The sequence below is a fragment of the Nocardia sp. NPDC003183 genome (assembly GCF_053590715.1).
The window spans coordinates 62,452-78,293 of the sequence record NZ_JBSFTG010000023.1; the positions used below are offsets into that span (position 1 = coordinate 62,452).

Sequence of the window (15,842 nt, forward strand, 5' to 3'; positions counted from 1 at the left end):
TGTCAGCGCCTGCGTCGGAAGGCCCTGCGCGCCCAGAGCAGCAGTACGAGCACCAGCACGGGCCCGCCGATCAAGGTGGCGATGCGGGCGCCCTGATGTGCCGGTTGGACCGGGTCGGCTCGGGTGCCGTCGGCGCGCGGCGGGGGCGACGCCAGGGGAACGCTGGGTTGCACTGCCTCGCTGCCTGATTCGGGTAGCTTGCCGATCCTGGCTTGGGTGTCGAGGGCGAAACCGTAGTCCAGCAGTCGCGCGGCCTGCTCCCAGGGCCGGATCGGGCGCACGTCGGCCTTGAGCAGGGTGACGACCAGTCGGTGCCCGTCGCGTTCGGCGGCGGCGACAAAGGTCTGACGGGCGTCGTCGGTGAAACCGGTCTTGCCGCCGATCGCGCCCGCGTAGTTGTAGAGCAGCTGGTTGTCGTTGGCGATCGGGAAGCCGGGGTGGTCCTTGTCGTCGGGGATCTTGGGGTCTGCGGGGAACCCGGGGAAGTCGACCTGCTCGGTGTGGATCAGTTCGGCGAACAGGGGGATGTTCATCGCCTCGCGGAACAGCACCGACAGGTCGTAGGCCGAGGTACTCATGCCGGGCCCGTCGAGGCCGGACGGCGTCGCCGCGCGAGTGTCCAACGCGCGCAACGACTTCGCCACCTCGTTCATCTTCGCCACGGCGGCCTTGTCGCCGCCGAGCTGGGTGGCGATGGCGTGGGCGGCGTCGTTGCCCGAGCACATGATCAGGGCCTGCATGAGCTGGCGGTTGGTGTAGCGGCCACCGGGGCCGATGCCGACCCTGGTGCCGTCGACATCGGCGTCGGCCTGGGTGCCGACCACGACCTTGTCCAGATCCAGGCTGCGCAGCGCGACGATGGCCAGGGCGACCTTGATGGTGCTGGCGGGGCGGTAGCGGCCGTGCGGATCCTTGGCGGCGAGTACGCGACCGGTGTCGAGGTCGGAGACCATCCACGCGGTCGCCGAGATCTCGGCGGGCACCGGGGGTGCGCCGTCGGGCACGATCACGCCGCAATCGCCCATCCGCTGACCACCGACGGCGGGGGAGGGGACGGGGAGCTGGGTCGGTGTCGGCTCGCCGGGCGCAGGCACCTCCGAGGTGTCGATCGGTGCGGGCGGCTGCGTCTTCTGTGGGCAGTCGTCGGTGTTCGGCGTGGTGAACGGGGGTGTGGTGGTGGTACTCGAGCCGCCGTCGGTGGCGGGAACGGCGAAGGCGGGAGCGCCTGCGAGTGCGGTGACGGTGACGGCAGCACCGAGAAGGCATGCGGCGCGCAGGCCGACTTCACGAATCCTCATCGCCTCGCAGCCTAGTAGTCGCTGCTGTGGCGCGTTCGCCGGTCCACGAGCTGACAGGCTTGGACTCGGCAAAGGTGTTGACATGAACTAGCAAATGAGAGTTACTATCAAAAAGTAGTAGCTCTCAATTTGGAGGAGATATGCGGACGGAAGACACCCGCCGCTGGCTCGCGCTCGGCGCGCTTGCCGTGGCGATGCTCACCATCGGACTCGACGTCACCGTGCTCACGGTGGCCATCCCGACGCTCGCGGTGGACCTGGATGCGAATACCGCTGCGCTGCAGTGGTTCAGCAGCGCTTACACGCTGGCTCTGGCCGCGCTGATGTTGCCCGCGGGCGCGCTCGGCGACCGGTACGGGCGCAAGAAGGTCCTGCTGGCAGCGCTGGTGCTGTTCGGTGTGGCCTCGCTGGCCTGCGCGTTCGCCGATTCGGCGGGCCAGCTCATCGCGGCCAGAGTGGCGCTCGGCGTCGCCGCCGCCGCGATGATGCCGCTGTCGATGGCCGTGCTGCCGGTGCTGTTCAGCGAACCGGCGCAACGGCAATGCGCGGTGACGATCTGGGTCACCTCGACCGCGATCGGTCTGCCGCTCGGTCCGATCGTCGGCGGCTGGCTGCTGCAGCACTACTGGTGGGGTTCGGTGTTCCTCATCAATGTGCCGCTGGTGATCATCGGGGCGGTTGCGGTGGCGACCCTGGTCCCGGAATCACACGGCGACAGCGGCTTTCGCATCGACATCGTGGGTGCGCTGCTGTCGGCGGCGGGCATGCTCGGGCTGACCTACGGTTTCATCCGGATCGGCGAACGGGGCTGGGGCGACATCGCGGCGTGGCTCGTTGTGGTGGCGGGCGCCGCGCTGCTCGCCGTGTTCCTGTGGTGGCAGCGTCGCACCGCGCACCCGCTGATCGACCTCGCGCTGTTCGCCACTCCCGGATTCCGTTGGGGTACAGCGCTGTCCATCCTCGTCAGTTTCGCCATGTTCGGGATGTTCTTCACCGTCCCGCAGTATTTCCAGGCCGTCCTCGGGGTCGATGCGCTCGGTAGCGGGTTGCGGCTGTTGCCGATGATCGGCGGGCTGGTGATCGGCAGCAGGTTGGTCGACATGTTGCTGCCGCGGCTCGGCCTGCGGGTCATGCTCACCGCCGGGTTCCTGGTACTCGCGGGCGGAATCGGGCTCGGCACGCTCACTCGGGTCGACAGCGGTTACGGTCTGACCGCGCTGTGGACCACAGTGCTCGGTATCGGGATGGGTCTGGTCATGCCCGCCGCCATGGGCATGGCGCTCGGGGAGCTCACCGCCGCCGGTTCCGGGTCGGGTTCGGCACTGCTGCAAGCACTTCGGCAGGCGGGTGGCACCATCGGCGTTGCCGTGCTCGGCACCGTGCTGTCCACCTGGTACCGCGCCGACCTCGGCGCGCTCGACCGCGCACCGATCTCCGACGGTGTCAACGCGGGCGTCGCCCACGCGCGGGAGACCGGTGATCCGGTGATGCTGGCGCAGGTACAGCAGGCCTTCGTCACGGGCATGGACACCATGCTCGGGCTGTGCGCGGCGCTGTGTCTGGTCGCCGGACTCGGCACCGCGCTGTGGCTGCGGCGACCGACGGCACCGGTTACCGAGACGGATGCGGCAGAATCGATACATGTCGGTTGAGATGTCGCTACGCGAGCGGAAGAAGGAGCGGACCCGCCGAACCATCAGGGTCGAGGCGTTCCGGCTGTTCCGGGAACAGGGCTACACCGAGACCACGGTGGAGCAGATCGCGGCGGCGGCCGAGGTATCCCCGAGCACCTTCTTCCGCTACTTCCCGACCAAGGAACAGCTGGTCATCGCCGATGATCAGGACGCGCTGATGATCGAAGCGCTGGAGGCGCAACCGCGCGGCCTGCACCCGCTGACCGCCTTCCGCAACGCCACGGAGGCAGTGTTCTCGGCCATGTCGGCCGCCGACATGGCCTTCGAGCAGGAACGGCACGCACTGCTGTACCACGTCCCGGAGCTGCGCCCGGCGATCGGCCTGGAATTCCAGCGCAGCATCGAATTGGCGGCGCACCTGATGGCCGAATACACCGGCCGGGCTGCCGACGATTTCGAGGTGCGGGTGGCCGCGGGCGCGATGATCGGCACCATGCTCGCCATCGTGACCACCACGCCGGTCAATGCCGAGAATGTCGGTCACGCCCTGCGGTTCCTGCAGGCCGGGCTGCCGTTCGGTCCGGACGACGCACCGAACGGCAGCGATCGGACCTGACTAGTCGGCCTTGCCGTGCTGCACGGGGCAGCCGTGTGCCAGCGGGCCCAGCAGCTTGTTGTTGTCGTAGAAGTGCTCCAGCTCGAGGATGCGCAGGTCCTCGCTGACGCGGGCGATGGTCACACCGAACATCTCGATCTGCTCACCGGTGGGCTGGTGGCCCTTGTACTCGCCCTCGAACTTGCCCCAGTGCCGCCAGCGGAAGCTCACCGACGGCGGGCCCGACAGCACTTCCTGGACCTCCCAGAAGAACCCGCCGGGGAAGGCGGTGTGGAAGATGTGGTGCGAGGAGTCGAAGGTCTCGTTGGCGGAGTCGTAGTACGGGTTGTCGCCGATCAGGATGTTGTAGCTGCCGATCCGAGCGAACTCCTCGGCGTCCTGCCACGTCCCGCCGTTGACCCGGCCTCGGTACTGGTCGGCCACCACCGACAGCCACGTCGCGGGGTCGGCCTTGTGCGAGACCTCCATCTCGAAGACCTTCACCAGGTCCTCGACGATCGCCTCGAGCGAGCCGGGCGCGTGCTCGACGCTGCGCTCGCGCGGGATCACCTCGTGGCTCAGTTCGTAGTCGGGAACGTTGCCGCGCCATTCCTCCGGCGCCGCGGCGGCGATCACGGCTTCCCGGCCCTGCAGCCACAGGGGCGCTTCCGGTTCCGGGTTCTGTTCGGCCTGCGTATCTGTCACGTCCACAGTCATTTTCGGTCTACCCGACCCTTTCAAAAAGCTCGAAGAACGGGTCGAAGGTAACAGTCGCGCATCGGTCGCGCGTGTCGGGTCCCAACAAGTGAGAAACATAAAATGTTGAACTGTGTTCTGTAGCAACGTTTTCGGAGATAGCTACGAGACAGCCCGGGTGGGGTGACCGAGTCTGGCCGGTGTTTCGTCATCCATGGTCGCGAAGAATTCGCCGAGCACGCCGACGATCTGGTCCACCGAATCCGCACAGAACAGCACCGGCTGGTAATGGGTGATGTCGTAGGCGATGGTGCCCATCTCCGCGACATCGAGCGGACGGAGCAGGGCGTGCCGGAATTCGTCGATCTCGCCATAGGACGACAGCAGTCCGGCGCCGTAGCAACGGATTTCGTCGTTCTCCCTGACCACACCGAACTCGAGCGAGAACCAGAAGACATCGGCGAGGAATTTCAGCGCGCTGTCGGTCTCCAGCCGCGCCACCGCGCCACCGACCGTCTCGTACAGCGCCGCGAAACGCGGGCTGGCGATCTGGTTGGCGTGGCCGATGATCTCGTGGATCGCATCGGGTTCCGGGGTGTACAGCGGGGCGGAGTGGTGGCGGATGTACTGGGTGGAGTGGAAGGTGCGCTCGGCGAAGGAACCGAAGAACTCGCGCAGCGGAACGAGGCCGGCGGCGGGCACGTAGCGAAAGCCGGAGAGGGGGGTGAGCAGCCGCGACACCTCGTCGAGTTGCGGGATGTGATCGTGCGGGAGGGCGAGGTTGCCCGCTGCCTCCCTGACCTCACGGCAGGCATAGACCTCGTGTTTGCGGGCCAGCTCGGCCGAGGCGATCCGCCATACCCGCTGCTCGTCATCGGTGTAGTCGATGTGGGGTACGGGGGCGCCGGGGGAGTAGTCGAGTGCGAGCGCGGCGATGGCGTTGCGGCGCGCGCGGTAGTGCTCGTCGTGCACGCCGGGGTGGTCATCGCTCAGATGCACCGTCACATCGCCGTCACGCTCGCGCGTCACCGGCGAGTAGAGCTGGGCCTCGGTGAACATGACTCCAGGCAAGCACCGCATTCCCGTCGCGACAACAACCACGCCGGCAACTACGCAAACTGCACAGTTGCAGGGGTGGTCGCCGTCGGATTCCGGCGGTGAACTGTGTTTTCTGTGTGCTTGCTGTCCGATGCCGACTGCCGCTGTGTGGACTTGCGAACGCGTGGTTTCGGTAACGACGCGGTGAATTAGCGGACGAGCCGAGCCGCCATCGCGCAAGATTGCGATCGTAGAAGAGGAGGATGCGTGCGCAACCTGCGAATAGATCTCGATCAGCGCCTGCTGGCCGCTGCGGCCGACATCATGGGCACCGCCGACAGCAATGCCACCGTCAACGAGGCGCTGCGCCGCATCGTTGTGCACGAACGCCAGCTACGCAATTTGGAACGGCTGATGGCCGATTCGGTTTTCAGCGCGGAGCCCACCTAGCGGGTGGATCCGGGTTCGGGTTTCGTCACCCACGTGGTGGCCGAGGGGTAGCCCGGACTTGTCGGTACCCCCTGCGATCATCGACAGTCAGTCACCGATCCGCAGGGGGAAACGATGTCGGTTCCGATCGCGAGTTTGCCTGTCGCCCAACGTCCGCGCGAGCGGCTGCTGATGCTGGGCCCGCACGCGCTCAGCGACGGCGAGCTACTGGCGCTGCTGCTCGGCCAGGGGACTCGCGGCCGATCCGCGTTGGAGGTCGCCGCCCAATTGATCGGCGACTACGGCGGATTGGCCGAACTCTCCGCCGCCCGCCCCGAAGAACTGGCTGCCCGCGCGGGCATCGGCCCGGCCAAAGCCGCCACGGTCGTCGCGGCTTTCCACCTCGGCACCCGCTCACGCACGCCCACCGATTCGCTGCCGCAGCTCACCACGCCCGAAGACATCGCGGCAGCGGCGATCCCGCTCTTCGCGGGCGCCCGGGTGGAGCGACTTCTCGTGCTCGTCTGCGACACCCAGAACCGTCTGCGCCACCGCGCTTTCGTCGCCGAAGGCGCCATCGACCACGTCGCCGTCCCCGTCCGGGAAATCCTCAACACCGTCCTGCGCCACGACGGCAGAGCCTTCGCCGTGGTCCACAATCACCCCTCCGGCGACCCGGCCCCCAGCCCCGACGACCGCCGAGCCAGCACCCTGCTCCACCAAGCCGCCCGCACGGTAGGTCTGCGCTACCTCGACCACATCGTGGTCGCGGGCGAAACCTGGTCCACCGCACCACCTTTGCCTTGACGGCGCGGAGGCGCCTCAGCCTGCGAAACCGGTGGTGCGAGCCAGATCCGCGAGCATGGCGTCGAACATGATCTCCGGATCGGCCAGGGGGATCGGATAGTTGCCGAACACCTCGAGGGTGACGTGGCCGAACAGCCGGGCCCAGATCTGCACCATCAGGTAGGTCACGCCGAGATCCAGCTTCTCGGCGGGGAACTTCTGTCCGGACTCCGAGAGCATGGCCAGCAGGTCGGTCTGGAAGCCGATGAGGTCCTCGCGCAACGCGGCCGGGATGGTCTCGCCCGGTGGGGTGGCGATCTCGAAGTTCGCCAGCAGCCTGCCCGCCGCGGCAAGGAAGATCCGGCCGAAGGGCTCGTCGAAGCGGCGCATCATCGGCCGCCCCGAGGTGGGCGAGGCGAACACCAGCGTGAATTCCCGCGGGTTCGCCAGCGCCCAGTGCCGGAACCCCCGGCAGATGGCCAGGAACTGCACCGCGCCGTCGTCGGGCAGCGGCTCGATCTCCGTCGAGAGGAACTCGGCCAGATCGGCGCAGAACTCCACCCGCATCCGCTCGATCAACTCGTCGCGCGACGAATAGTGCCGGTACAACGCGGGCGCGGTGACGCCGAGTTCGCGTGCGATCGCCCGCAGGGTGACCGAATCGGGGCCTTGCCCGGCCAGCAGCGCCCGCGTGACCCGCCGGATATCGGCGTCGGTCACGACAGGCACACGGCCACGTGCCTTGCCCGTCAAGCGGCCACCCCTTCGATCATGTGTCGGTTCAAGCGTATTCGACTTCCCACCGCTTGATGCCGTTGAGCCAGCCGCTGCGCAGCCGCACCGGATCGGAGACCTGGCGCAGGTTCGGCATCGCGTCGGCAATGGCATTGAACATCAGGTCGATCTCCAGGCGGGCCAGATTCGCGCCGACACAGTAGTGCGTTCCGGTGCCGCCGAAGCCGACGTGCGGGTTGGGATCGCGCAGGACGTCGAACCGGAACGGGTCGGCGAAGGCGTCTTCGTCGAAATTGGCCGAGCTGTAGAACAATCCGATCCGCTGGCCCTTCTTGATCTGCTGCCCGCCCAGTTCCAGGTCACGCGTCGCGGTGCGCTGGAACGCGGTCACCGGCGTCGCCCAGCGCACGATCTCGTCCGGTGCGGTGCGCGGGCGCTGCTGCTTGTAGAGCTCCCACTGGTCCGGGTTGTCGACGAAGGCCTTCATGCCGTGGGTGATCGAATTGCGGGTGGTCTCGTTGCCCGCCACCGCGAGCAGGATGACGAAGAACGCGAACTCGTCCGAACCGAGGTGCTCGCCGTCGACGTCGGCGTTGACCAGCTGGGTGACGATGTCGGAGGCCGGACAGCCGCGACGCTGTTCGGCCATGTTCCAGGCGTAGCCCATCACCTCGGCGGTCGCGGTGTGGTGATTGCCCTCGAACTCCGGATCGTCGTAGGAGATCATCTGGTTGGTCCAGTCGAACAGCTTCATGCGGTCCTCCTGCGGCACGCCGATCAGCTCGGCGATGGCCTGCAGCGGCAGCTCGCACGCGATCTGCTCGACGAAGTCGCCGCGACCGGACTTCTTGGCCTCCCACACGATCTTCTCGGCCCGCTCGGTGAGCGCGGCCCGCAGGTTCTCCACCGCGCGCGGGGTGAAGCCCTTCGACACGATGCGCCGGATCTTGGTGTGCTGCGGCGGATCCAGGTTCAGCATGAGCATGTTGCCGAGCATGTCGATCTGCTCGCGCGTGGTCTCCTCGTTGAACCGGATGATCGCCGTGTTCTCGTGCGAGGAGAAGTCCTCCGGATTCTTCGAGATCTCCTTGATGTCGGCCAGCTTGGACACCACCCAGTACCCGCCGTCGTCGAACCCGCTGGCGCGGTCGGGCTGCGCGCACCACCAGACCGGCGCGGTGCGCCGCAATTGCGCGAACTCCTCGATCGGCAATCGGCTGGCGAGGAGGTCGGGATCGGTGAAATCGAATCCCGCGGGGATGTTTGTGCTGGTCACGGCAGTCTCCTTCGATCCGGTGCGCGGACTTCGCACCGTGATGTGGAACACGTTCACCACGATGAAACCACGTCGGAACCGTTTATGAACAGTGTTTAGTAATACCTGTTCACAAACTGGTTCGATGGGCTCGGGAGGCGTGGTCCGGCCCGGGATCCTCCGATTCGCCGACCACCACCAGCGGTCCTGGGCAAGATGGCGGCGTGGACCTGCCGTTTCTGCGTGCGCACCCGCACCTGCTTCCGACGTTCCTCGCTCATCAGCGGCTGCGGACGACGCCCGTCGCGGGTGGGTCGATCAGCGTCGCCGAGCGGATCGCGCTCGACGACGGGACGCATCTGTTCCTGAAAACCTGGCCCGGCGGGGTGTCCGCCGCCCCGACCGCCGAGCGGGCGCCCGCTCCGTCCGGACTCTTCGCGGCGGAGGCGCAAGGGCTTCGCTGGCTACGAGAGGCCGGTGGTGTCGCGGTGCCGGAGTTGTACGCGCAGACCGATGAACTGCTATTGATGCAGTGGGTCGACCATGCTGAGCCGACCGCCGCTGCCGCCGAACGATTCGGTGCGGGATTGGCGGTGACCCACAGCGCGGGCGCCCCCGAATTCGGCGCTGCCGCCACGGGTTTCCTCGCCGGTCTGCCCCTCGACAACACCCCCGGCGAGGACTGGCCCACCTGGTACCGCGAACGCCGAATCCTGCCGTACCTGAAACTCGCCGTCGACGCGGGCGCCCTCGACCCCGCCGACGCCACCCACATCGAATCGATCCACATCGAAGCCCCCGACGAAGCCCCTGCCCGAATCCACGGTGACCTCTGGCCGGGAAACATCCTCTGGGGCCCCTCCGGCACCCCCTGGCTGATCGACCCCGCCGCCCACGGAGGCCATCCCGAAACGGACGTGTCCACCCTGTCCCTCTTCGGCGGCGCCCCCTACCTCCCCCGAATCGTCGCCGCCTACAACGACGTCCACCCCTTGGCCCCCGATTGGCAAACCCGCATCCCCCTCCATCAGCTCCACCTCCTCCTGGCCCACGCCGTCCTCTTCGGCCGTTCCTATCGAACCGCCGTCTTGGACGCGGCCTCCCATTACCGCTAGTGCGTCTGACGGGACATGGTGTGTCAGAACGAGGTAGGGGTACTGGTTGTCAATGACGAAGGCCACCAACATCATTCGACGCTGATGGCCTTTGTCGGTCAGGCGTTCAGATCGGCGACGGCTCCTGTCGCCGTAGTGCGGGCAGGACTCGGGGTGCCGATCGGGTCGCCCATACTGCGAACCCGATGTAGAGCGCCTGTTCCGGGATTCGCTGCCACAGGGGCGATGCGGGCTCGCCCGCGAACGGGATGTCGTTGAGGGCGGCGTAGATGTTGGCGGGGAGGAGCAGGAGGAACAGCGGCACCAGGGCCCAGCCCGCGATCCACCTCGTGCGGGTGAGGATCAGGCCGAGTGCGGCGAGGAGTTCCAGGACGCCGCTGGCCAGGACCGTGAAGCCGGGGAACGGGACGAAGGGCGGGATCATGGCGACCATGTCGGCGTAGTTGGGCATCACGGTGACGCTCGCGGGCATGAAGTGCGCGGTGCCCGTCATCACCAGCATGACGGCCAGTGCGTGGGCGGCGCCGGCGGACCACGAGGCGAAACGGGGTACGCCGAGCGCTCCGAGCGTGCGAAAGACGACGAGCGAGCCGACCAGGGCGACGAGGGTGATCATAAGTACTCCCAGAATGGATACTGACACTATCTACTATGGATAGTAACACTATCCACCCTGTCGTCATTCCCCGCAAGTGCCGACCAACGACAAAGGCCGCCCACACCTTTCGGTGTGGACGGCCTGACAAGCGAGAAGGTCAGCGGGTGAAGAGCAGGGCCCGCTTGACTTCCTGGATCGCCTTGGTGACCTCGATGCCACGGGGGCACGCGTCGGTGCAGTTGAAGGTGGTGCGGCAGCGCCAGACACCTTCGACGTCGTTGAGGATGTCGAGGCGCTCGCGGGCGCCTTCGTCGCGGCTGTCGAAGATGAAGCGGTGGGCGTTCACGATCGCGGCCGGGCCGAAGTAGCTGCCGTCGGTCCAGTACACGGGGCACGACGTGGTGCAGCAGGCGCACAGGATGCACTTGGTGGTGTCATCGAAGCGGGCCCGGTCGGCCTGGCTCTGGATCTGTTCGCGGGTGGGCTCGTTACCCGAGGTCATCAGGTACGGCTTCACCGCGCGGAACGCGTCGAAGAACGGCTCCATGTCGACCACGAGATCCTTCTCCACGGGCAGGCCGCGGATCGGCTCGACGGTCATGGTGAGGGTCTTGTCGCCCTTGGGCAGCATGTCCTTCATCAGCACCTTGCAGGCCAGCCGGTTCACACCGTTGATCCGCATGGCGTCGGAGCCACACACACCGTGGGCGCAGGAGCGCCGGAAGGTGAGGGTGCCGTCCAGGTAGGACTTGATGTAGATGAGCACGTTGAGGAAGCGGTCGGTCGGCAGGACCGGCACCTGGAACGAGTCCCAGTGCGCGCCCTTGTCGTCCTCGGTGCTGAACCGGGCGATCTTGACGGTGACCATGACCGAGCCCTCGGGGACCGGCGCCGGCTTCTGCTTGGTGGGTTCGATAACAGCAGTCATCAGTACTTACGCTCCATCGGCTCGTAGCGGGTCTGCACCACCGGCTTGAAGTCGAGGCGGATCTCGGAGATGAGCTCCGGGCCCTCCTTGTACGCCATCGTGTGCCGCATGAAGTTCGTGTCGTCGCGGTCCGGGTAGTCCTCGCGAGCGTGGCCGCCACGCGATTCCTTGCGGTTGAGCGCGCCGACGACGGTGACTTCGGCCAGCTCGAGCAGGAAGCCCAGCTCGACGGCCTCGAGCAGGTCGCTGTTGTAGCGCTTGCCCTTGTCCTGCACCGTGATCCGGGTGTAGCGCTCCTTGAGCGTGTGGATATCGGTGAGGACCTTCTTGAGGGTTTCCTCGGTGCGGAACACGCCCGCGTTCGCATCCATCGTGGCCTGCAGCTCGGTGCGGATGTCGGCCACGCGCTCGTTGCCGTGGTCGGACAGGATCAGCTCGAGCCAGTCCATCACCATCTGCGACGGGTTCTCCGGCATCTCGGTGAACTCGGTGCGGTTGGCGTACTCGGCGGCCGCGATGCCGGCGCGACGGCCGAACACGTTGATGTCGAGCAGCGAGTTGGTGCCGAGACGGTTCGCTCCGTGCACCGAGACGCACGCGCACTCACCGGCGGCGTAGAGGCCGGGGACCACGTCGGTGTTGTTGCGCAGCACCTCGCCACGGATCTTGGTCGGGATACCGCCCATGACGTAGTGGCAGGTCGGCATGACCGGCACCAACTCGGTCACCGGGTCCACGCCGAGGTAGGTGCGCGCGAACTCGGTGATGTCGGGCAGCTTCTCCTCGAGCACGTCGGCGCCGAGGTGGGTCACGTCGATGTAGACGTAGTCCTTGTTCGGACCGGCGCCACGGCCCTCGGCCACCTCGAGCACCATCGAGCGGGCGACGATGTCACGCGGCGCGAGGTCCTTGATGGTGGGGGCATAGCGCTCCATGAAGCGCTCACCGGAGGCGTTGCGCAGGATGCCGCCCTCGCCACGGACAGCCTCGGAGATGAGGATGCCGAGGCCGGCGAGGCCTGTCGGGTGGAACTGGTGGAACTCCATGTCCTCGAGCGGCAGGCCCTTGCGGAACACGATCGCCATGCCGTCACCGGTCAGCGTGTGCGCGTTCGAGGTGGTCTTGTACATGCGGCCCGAGCCGCCGGTGGCGAACACGATCGACTTCGCGTGGAAGATGTGGATCTCGCCGGTCGACAGCTCGTAGGCGACGACGCCGGTGGCGACGGGGCCACGGTCGGACTCGGTCATCACCAGGTCGAGCACGTAGAACTCGTTGTAGAACTCGACGTCGTGCTTGACGCAGTTCTGGTAGAGCGTCTGCAGGATCATGTGACCGGTGCGGTCGGCGGCATAACACGCGCGACGCACGGGCGCCTTGCCGTGGTCACGGGTGTGGCCACCGAAACGACGCTGGTCGATCTTGCCCTCGGGCGTGCGGTTGAACGGCAGGCCCATCTTCTCCAGGTCCATGACCGCGTCGATGGCCTCTTTGGCCATGATCTCCGCGGCGTCCTGGTCGACGAGGTAGTCGCCACCCTTGACGGTGTCGAAGGTGTGCCATTCCCAGTTGTCTTCTTCGACGTTGGCCAGCGCGGCGCACATGCCGCCCTGGGCCGCGCCGGTGTGGCTGCGAGTCGGGTACAGCTTGGTCAGGACCGCGGTGCGAGCGCGCGGGCCGGCCTCGATCGCCGCGCGCATGCCCGCGCCACCGGCGCCGACGATGACCACGTCGTAGCGATGCTCCTGAATCGGACGGGATTCACTCATGCGAGGTGGCCTGTTCCTAACCTGTGATGTTGGGGTCGAAGGTGAAGATGACGTACGTGCCGACGGCGACGACCAGGATCATCGACAGCACGAGGATGACCTTCAGCCAGAACCGGGTGGAGTCCTTGCGCGAGTAGTCATCGATGATGACGCGCAGACCGTTGCCGCCGTGCAGCTGAGCCAGCCACAGCATGGACAGATCCCAGAACTGCCAGAACGGGCTCGACCAGCGACCGGCCACGAACGCGAAGTTCAGCCGGTTCACGCCGCCGTCGATCATCAGCATGATGAACATGTGGCCGAGCACGAGGACGATCAGGAACAGGCCGGAGATGCGCATGAACAGCCATGCGTACTTCTCGAAGTTGCCGTTCGACTTGCCGCGCGGCGAACGCGGGGAGTCGAGGCTGGCCGGGCGATCGTAGGACTTGCCGAGGACAGGTGCAGACATATCAGTGCTCCGTCAGCAGGTAGAAGAACTGGCGGCCGACGCCCGCGGCGGAGACCAGAACCCAGATGGTGAGGACGATCCACAGCATCTGCTTCTGGAATCGCGGACCCTGGGACCAGAAGTCGACCAGGATGACCCGGACACCGTTGAGGGCGTGGAACAGGACGGCGACGACGAGACCCATCTCCATCAACGCCACGACGGGGTTCTTGTAGAGCTCGATCGCGTGGTCGTAGGTATCCGGGTTGACCCGGACGAGTGCCGTGTCCAACACATGCGCGAAGAGGAAGAAGAACAGCGTGACACCGGTGATCCGGTGCAGCGCCCACGACCACATGCCAGGGTCGCCGCGGTACAGCGTCTTCCGCTTCGGCTGGGCCGGAGCCGGAGCTTCTATCGTGGTCATAGAGTGCGGTGCCTCCAACGTCGTTGATGGACCCGGTCACAGATCCGACGCCGGCATGCGTGGAGAGGCAAATGCCCAGGTGGCTGCGCTGTATTCTTGAGCGCTGGCCCGCCGCCGGGAACCTGAACCGATCTTCGGTGAACTCTAATCCCCTCTGTTTCGCGGAACTAATTCGGCGTGCCGCGCGTTGCGCGTAAAACAGGCGAGTTAGGTTTACCTTTCTCGATGCCGGATACTGGTGTTTCGGCCCCTGTTTCCCGGTGTTCGGCGGGATCGGCTGGAGGTTATCGATGCCCGAAATCGACTGGAATACGTTGCATGACATGGCAATTCGGGCAATGGGGTCGGCGTACGCCCCGTACTCGGGTTTCCCGGTCGGCGCCGCTGCTCTCAGCGCGGATGGCCGAATTGTGAGCGGATGCAATGTGGAAAATGTCTCATATGGGCTAACCCTGTGTGCCGAATGCGTACTCGTCGGTAACTTATTTGCGTCGGGTGGCGGCCGTCTCGTCGCCGTCTCGGTGACCGATTCTCGCGGCGAAATCCTGATGCCGTGTGGGCGCTGTCGTCAGCTGCTGTTCGAACACGGCGGGGGCGAACTACTGGTGGACCACGCCGACGGCCCGAAGCCGCTGTCGGAGCTCCTGCCCTACGCCTTCGGACCGGATGATCTGGCGGCCGGGCAGCAGTAGCCGGGCAGCAGTGCCAGACTTGGCGCCATGACGGCACTGGATGCGGTTTCGGTCATTACTACCAAGCGTGACGGCGGCGAGCTGTCCGACGCACAGATCGACTGGGTGGTGGACGCGTTCACCCGGGGGATCGTGGCCGACGAGCAGATGTCGGCCCTGGCCATGGCGATCGTGTGGCGGGGGATGACCCGGCGCGAAACCGCGCGGTGGACGGCGGCGATGATCGGGTCGGGCAGCCGGATGGACTTCACCGACCTGCCGCGACCCACCGTCGACAAGCATTCGACCGGTGGGGTCGGCGACAAGATCACCCTCCCGTTGGCTCCGCTGGTGGCCGCGTGTGGGGCCGCGGTGCCGCAGTTGTCCGGGCGAGGGCTCGGGCACACCGGTGGGACGCTGGACAAGCTCGAGTCGATCCCCGGCTGGCAGGCCGATGTGACGGTGCCGCGGATGCGGGAGATCCTGGCCGACCCGGCGATCGGCGCGGTGATCTGCGCGGCGGGTGCTGATCTGGCGCCGGCCGACAAGCGGCTCTACGCGCTGCGGGATGTGACAGGGACGGTCGAGTCGATTCCGTTGATCGCGAGTTCGATCATGAGCAAGAAGATCGCCGAGGGGACAGCGGCGCTGGTCCTGGATGTGAAAGTCGGGTCGGGTGCCTTCTTGAAGACTCTCGACGGCGCTCGCGAACTCGCCACGGCGATGGTCGAACTCGGGCGCGATGCGGGTGTGAACACGGTCGCCTTGCTGACCGCGATGGATACTCCGCTCGGGCGGACCGCGGGCAATGCGATGGAGGTGGCCGAGTCGGTGGAGGTGCTCGCTGGTGGGGGACCTGCGGATGTGGTCGAGCTGACTTTGACGCTCGCCCGCGAGATGGTCGCGCAAGCCGGGCTGCATATCGATCCTGCTGATGTTCTCGCTGACGGCCGGGCTATGGATCACTGGCGGGCGATGATTCAGGCGCAAGGGGGGGATCCGGACGCTGCTCTGCCCGTCGCTCGGCATACCGAGATCGTGCGGGCCGAATCGAGTGGGGTGCTGACCCGGCTCGATGCGATGGGGGTGGGGGTTGCTGCTTGGCGGTTGGGGGCGGGGCGTGCTCGTCAAGGGGAGAAGGTGCAAGCGGGCGCTGGGATCGAGATGCATGCCAAGCCGGGGGACCTGGTGGTGGTGGGGCAGGCGCTGTTGACGTTGCACACGGATACGCCGGATGCATTTGCTGGGGCTTTGGCGGCGCTCGAGGGAGCTGTGACGATCGAGTCCGCGCCGGATGGGAAGCCAGGGGAGTTGGTGCTCGGGCGGATCGGCTGACAAGGGTTGGTAGTCCCAGGACGGTTTGACGCTGTGTTTTTGGCGCGCTGGCGCGCGCGTGTCCGCGGCCCTGAGGGGCCGCCGGTCAGGCACCGGGGCTTGC

17 protein-coding genes are annotated in these 15,842 nt (G+C 66.6%); 7 read left to right on the forward strand and 10 right to left on the reverse strand.

All coding sequences use genetic code 11. The features are described from left to right. Window positions 1-2: 2 nt before the first annotated feature. Window positions 3-1,298, reverse strand: a complete 1,296-nt coding sequence (locus ACWDXS_RS34070) for a D-alanyl-D-alanine carboxypeptidase family protein (protein WP_378996757.1) — start codon at window positions 1,296-1,298, stop codon at window positions 3-5. Between the two features lie 140 nt (window positions 1,299-1,438). Here ACWDXS_RS34070 and ACWDXS_RS34075 point away from each other — a divergent pair, with 140 nt between their 5' ends. Beyond that, entirely contained in the window at window positions 1,439-2,950 is a 1,512-nt protein-coding gene (locus ACWDXS_RS34075; protein WP_449972191.1) for a DHA2 family efflux MFS transporter permease subunit, read from the forward strand. Beyond that, a complete protein-coding gene (locus tag ACWDXS_RS34080) occupies window positions 2,940-3,548 on the forward strand; it encodes a TetR family transcriptional regulator (protein WP_387448743.1) in 609 nt (202 codons plus the stop codon). Before ACWDXS_RS34075 ends, ACWDXS_RS34080 begins: the two co-directional genes overlap by 11 nt. Here the strand turns inward: ACWDXS_RS34080 and ACWDXS_RS34085 are convergent, their stop codons facing one another. After that, the gene (locus ACWDXS_RS34085) at window positions 3,549-4,232 is read right to left on the reverse strand and encodes an ester cyclase (protein WP_387448741.1); all 684 of its coding nucleotides are present in this window, start codon (window positions 4,230-4,232) and stop codon (window positions 3,549-3,551) included. It abuts the gene before it with no gap. 153 nt (window positions 4,233-4,385) lie between these two features. Next, entirely contained in the window at window positions 4,386-5,282 is an 897-nt protein-coding gene (locus ACWDXS_RS34090; protein ID WP_449972195.1) for a phenylalanine 4-monooxygenase, read from the reverse strand. Between the two features lie 246 nt (window positions 5,283-5,528). Here ACWDXS_RS34090 and ACWDXS_RS34095 point away from each other — a divergent pair, with 246 nt between their 5' ends. Both ACWDXS_RS34095 and ACWDXS_RS34100 read left to right on the forward strand, forming a co-directional pair. Then, entirely contained in the window at window positions 5,529-5,711 is a 183-nt protein-coding gene (locus tag ACWDXS_RS34095) for a type II toxin-antitoxin system VapB family antitoxin (protein ID WP_378635482.1), read from the forward strand. Window positions 5,712-5,825: 114 nt separating this feature from the next. Next, window positions 5,826-6,497, forward strand: a complete 672-nt coding sequence (locus ACWDXS_RS34100; protein ID WP_378996749.1) for a JAB domain-containing protein — start codon at window positions 5,826-5,828, stop codon at window positions 6,495-6,497. 15 nt (window positions 6,498-6,512) lie between these two features. On the opposite strand, the gene ACWDXS_RS34105 is transcribed toward ACWDXS_RS34100, so the two are convergent. Together ACWDXS_RS34105 and ACWDXS_RS34110 are read right to left on the reverse strand one after the other, a co-directional pair. Next, on the reverse strand, window positions 6,513-7,229 hold the full coding sequence (locus tag ACWDXS_RS34105) for a TetR/AcrR family transcriptional regulator (protein WP_449972199.1): 717 nt from the start codon (window positions 7,227-7,229) through the stop codon (window positions 6,513-6,515). 28 nt (window positions 7,230-7,257) lie between these two features. Next, window positions 7,258-8,487: a cytochrome P450 gene (locus ACWDXS_RS34110; protein ID WP_378635489.1), complete on the reverse strand. Its 1,230-nt coding sequence runs from the start codon at window positions 8,485-8,487 to the stop codon at window positions 7,258-7,260. Window positions 8,488-8,690: 203 nt separating this feature from the next. Here ACWDXS_RS34110 and ACWDXS_RS34115 point away from each other — a divergent pair, with 203 nt between their 5' ends. Beyond that, window positions 8,691-9,581, forward strand: a complete 891-nt coding sequence (locus tag ACWDXS_RS34115; RefSeq protein ID WP_449972203.1) for a fructosamine kinase family protein — start codon at window positions 8,691-8,693, stop codon at window positions 9,579-9,581. 106 nt (window positions 9,582-9,687) lie between these two features. On the opposite strand, the gene ACWDXS_RS34120 is transcribed toward ACWDXS_RS34115, so the two are convergent. The 5 genes from ACWDXS_RS34120 to sdhC form a co-directional block, all read right to left on the reverse strand. Beyond that, entirely contained in the window at window positions 9,688-10,197 is a 510-nt protein-coding gene (locus ACWDXS_RS34120; RefSeq protein ID WP_449972206.1) for a DoxX family protein, read from the reverse strand. A 139-nt stretch (window positions 10,198-10,336) separates the two neighbouring features. Then, a complete protein-coding gene (locus ACWDXS_RS34125; RefSeq protein WP_378996743.1) occupies window positions 10,337-11,107 on the reverse strand; it encodes a succinate dehydrogenase iron-sulfur subunit in 771 nt (256 codons plus the stop codon). Beyond that, on the reverse strand, window positions 11,107-12,858 hold the full coding sequence (sdhA, locus tag ACWDXS_RS34130) for a succinate dehydrogenase flavoprotein subunit (protein ID WP_378971801.1): 1,752 nt from the start codon (window positions 12,856-12,858) through the stop codon (window positions 11,107-11,109). The genes ACWDXS_RS34125 and sdhA overlap by 1 nt, the downstream gene beginning before the upstream one ends. Before the next feature lie 34 nt (window positions 12,859-12,892). After that, window positions 12,893-13,327, reverse strand: coding sequence for a succinate dehydrogenase hydrophobic membrane anchor subunit (locus ACWDXS_RS34135; protein ID WP_378996741.1), 435 nt, complete (start codon window positions 13,325-13,327; stop codon window positions 12,893-12,895). Window position 13,328: 1 nt separating this feature from the next. Next, entirely contained in the window at window positions 13,329-13,733 is a 405-nt protein-coding gene (gene sdhC / locus ACWDXS_RS34140) for a succinate dehydrogenase, cytochrome b556 subunit (RefSeq protein ID WP_358179944.1), read from the reverse strand. 290 nt (window positions 13,734-14,023) lie between these two features. On the opposite strand from sdhC, the gene ACWDXS_RS34145 reads away from it, so the two are divergent. Beyond that, window positions 14,024-14,425, forward strand: a complete 402-nt coding sequence (locus ACWDXS_RS34145) for a cytidine deaminase (RefSeq protein ID WP_378996739.1) — start codon at window positions 14,024-14,026, stop codon at window positions 14,423-14,425. Between the two features lie 27 nt (window positions 14,426-14,452). Beyond that, on the forward strand, window positions 14,453-15,739 hold the full coding sequence (locus ACWDXS_RS34150) for a thymidine phosphorylase (RefSeq protein WP_378996737.1): 1,287 nt from the start codon (window positions 14,453-14,455) through the stop codon (window positions 15,737-15,739). Window positions 15,740-15,842 lie beyond the last annotated feature (103 nt).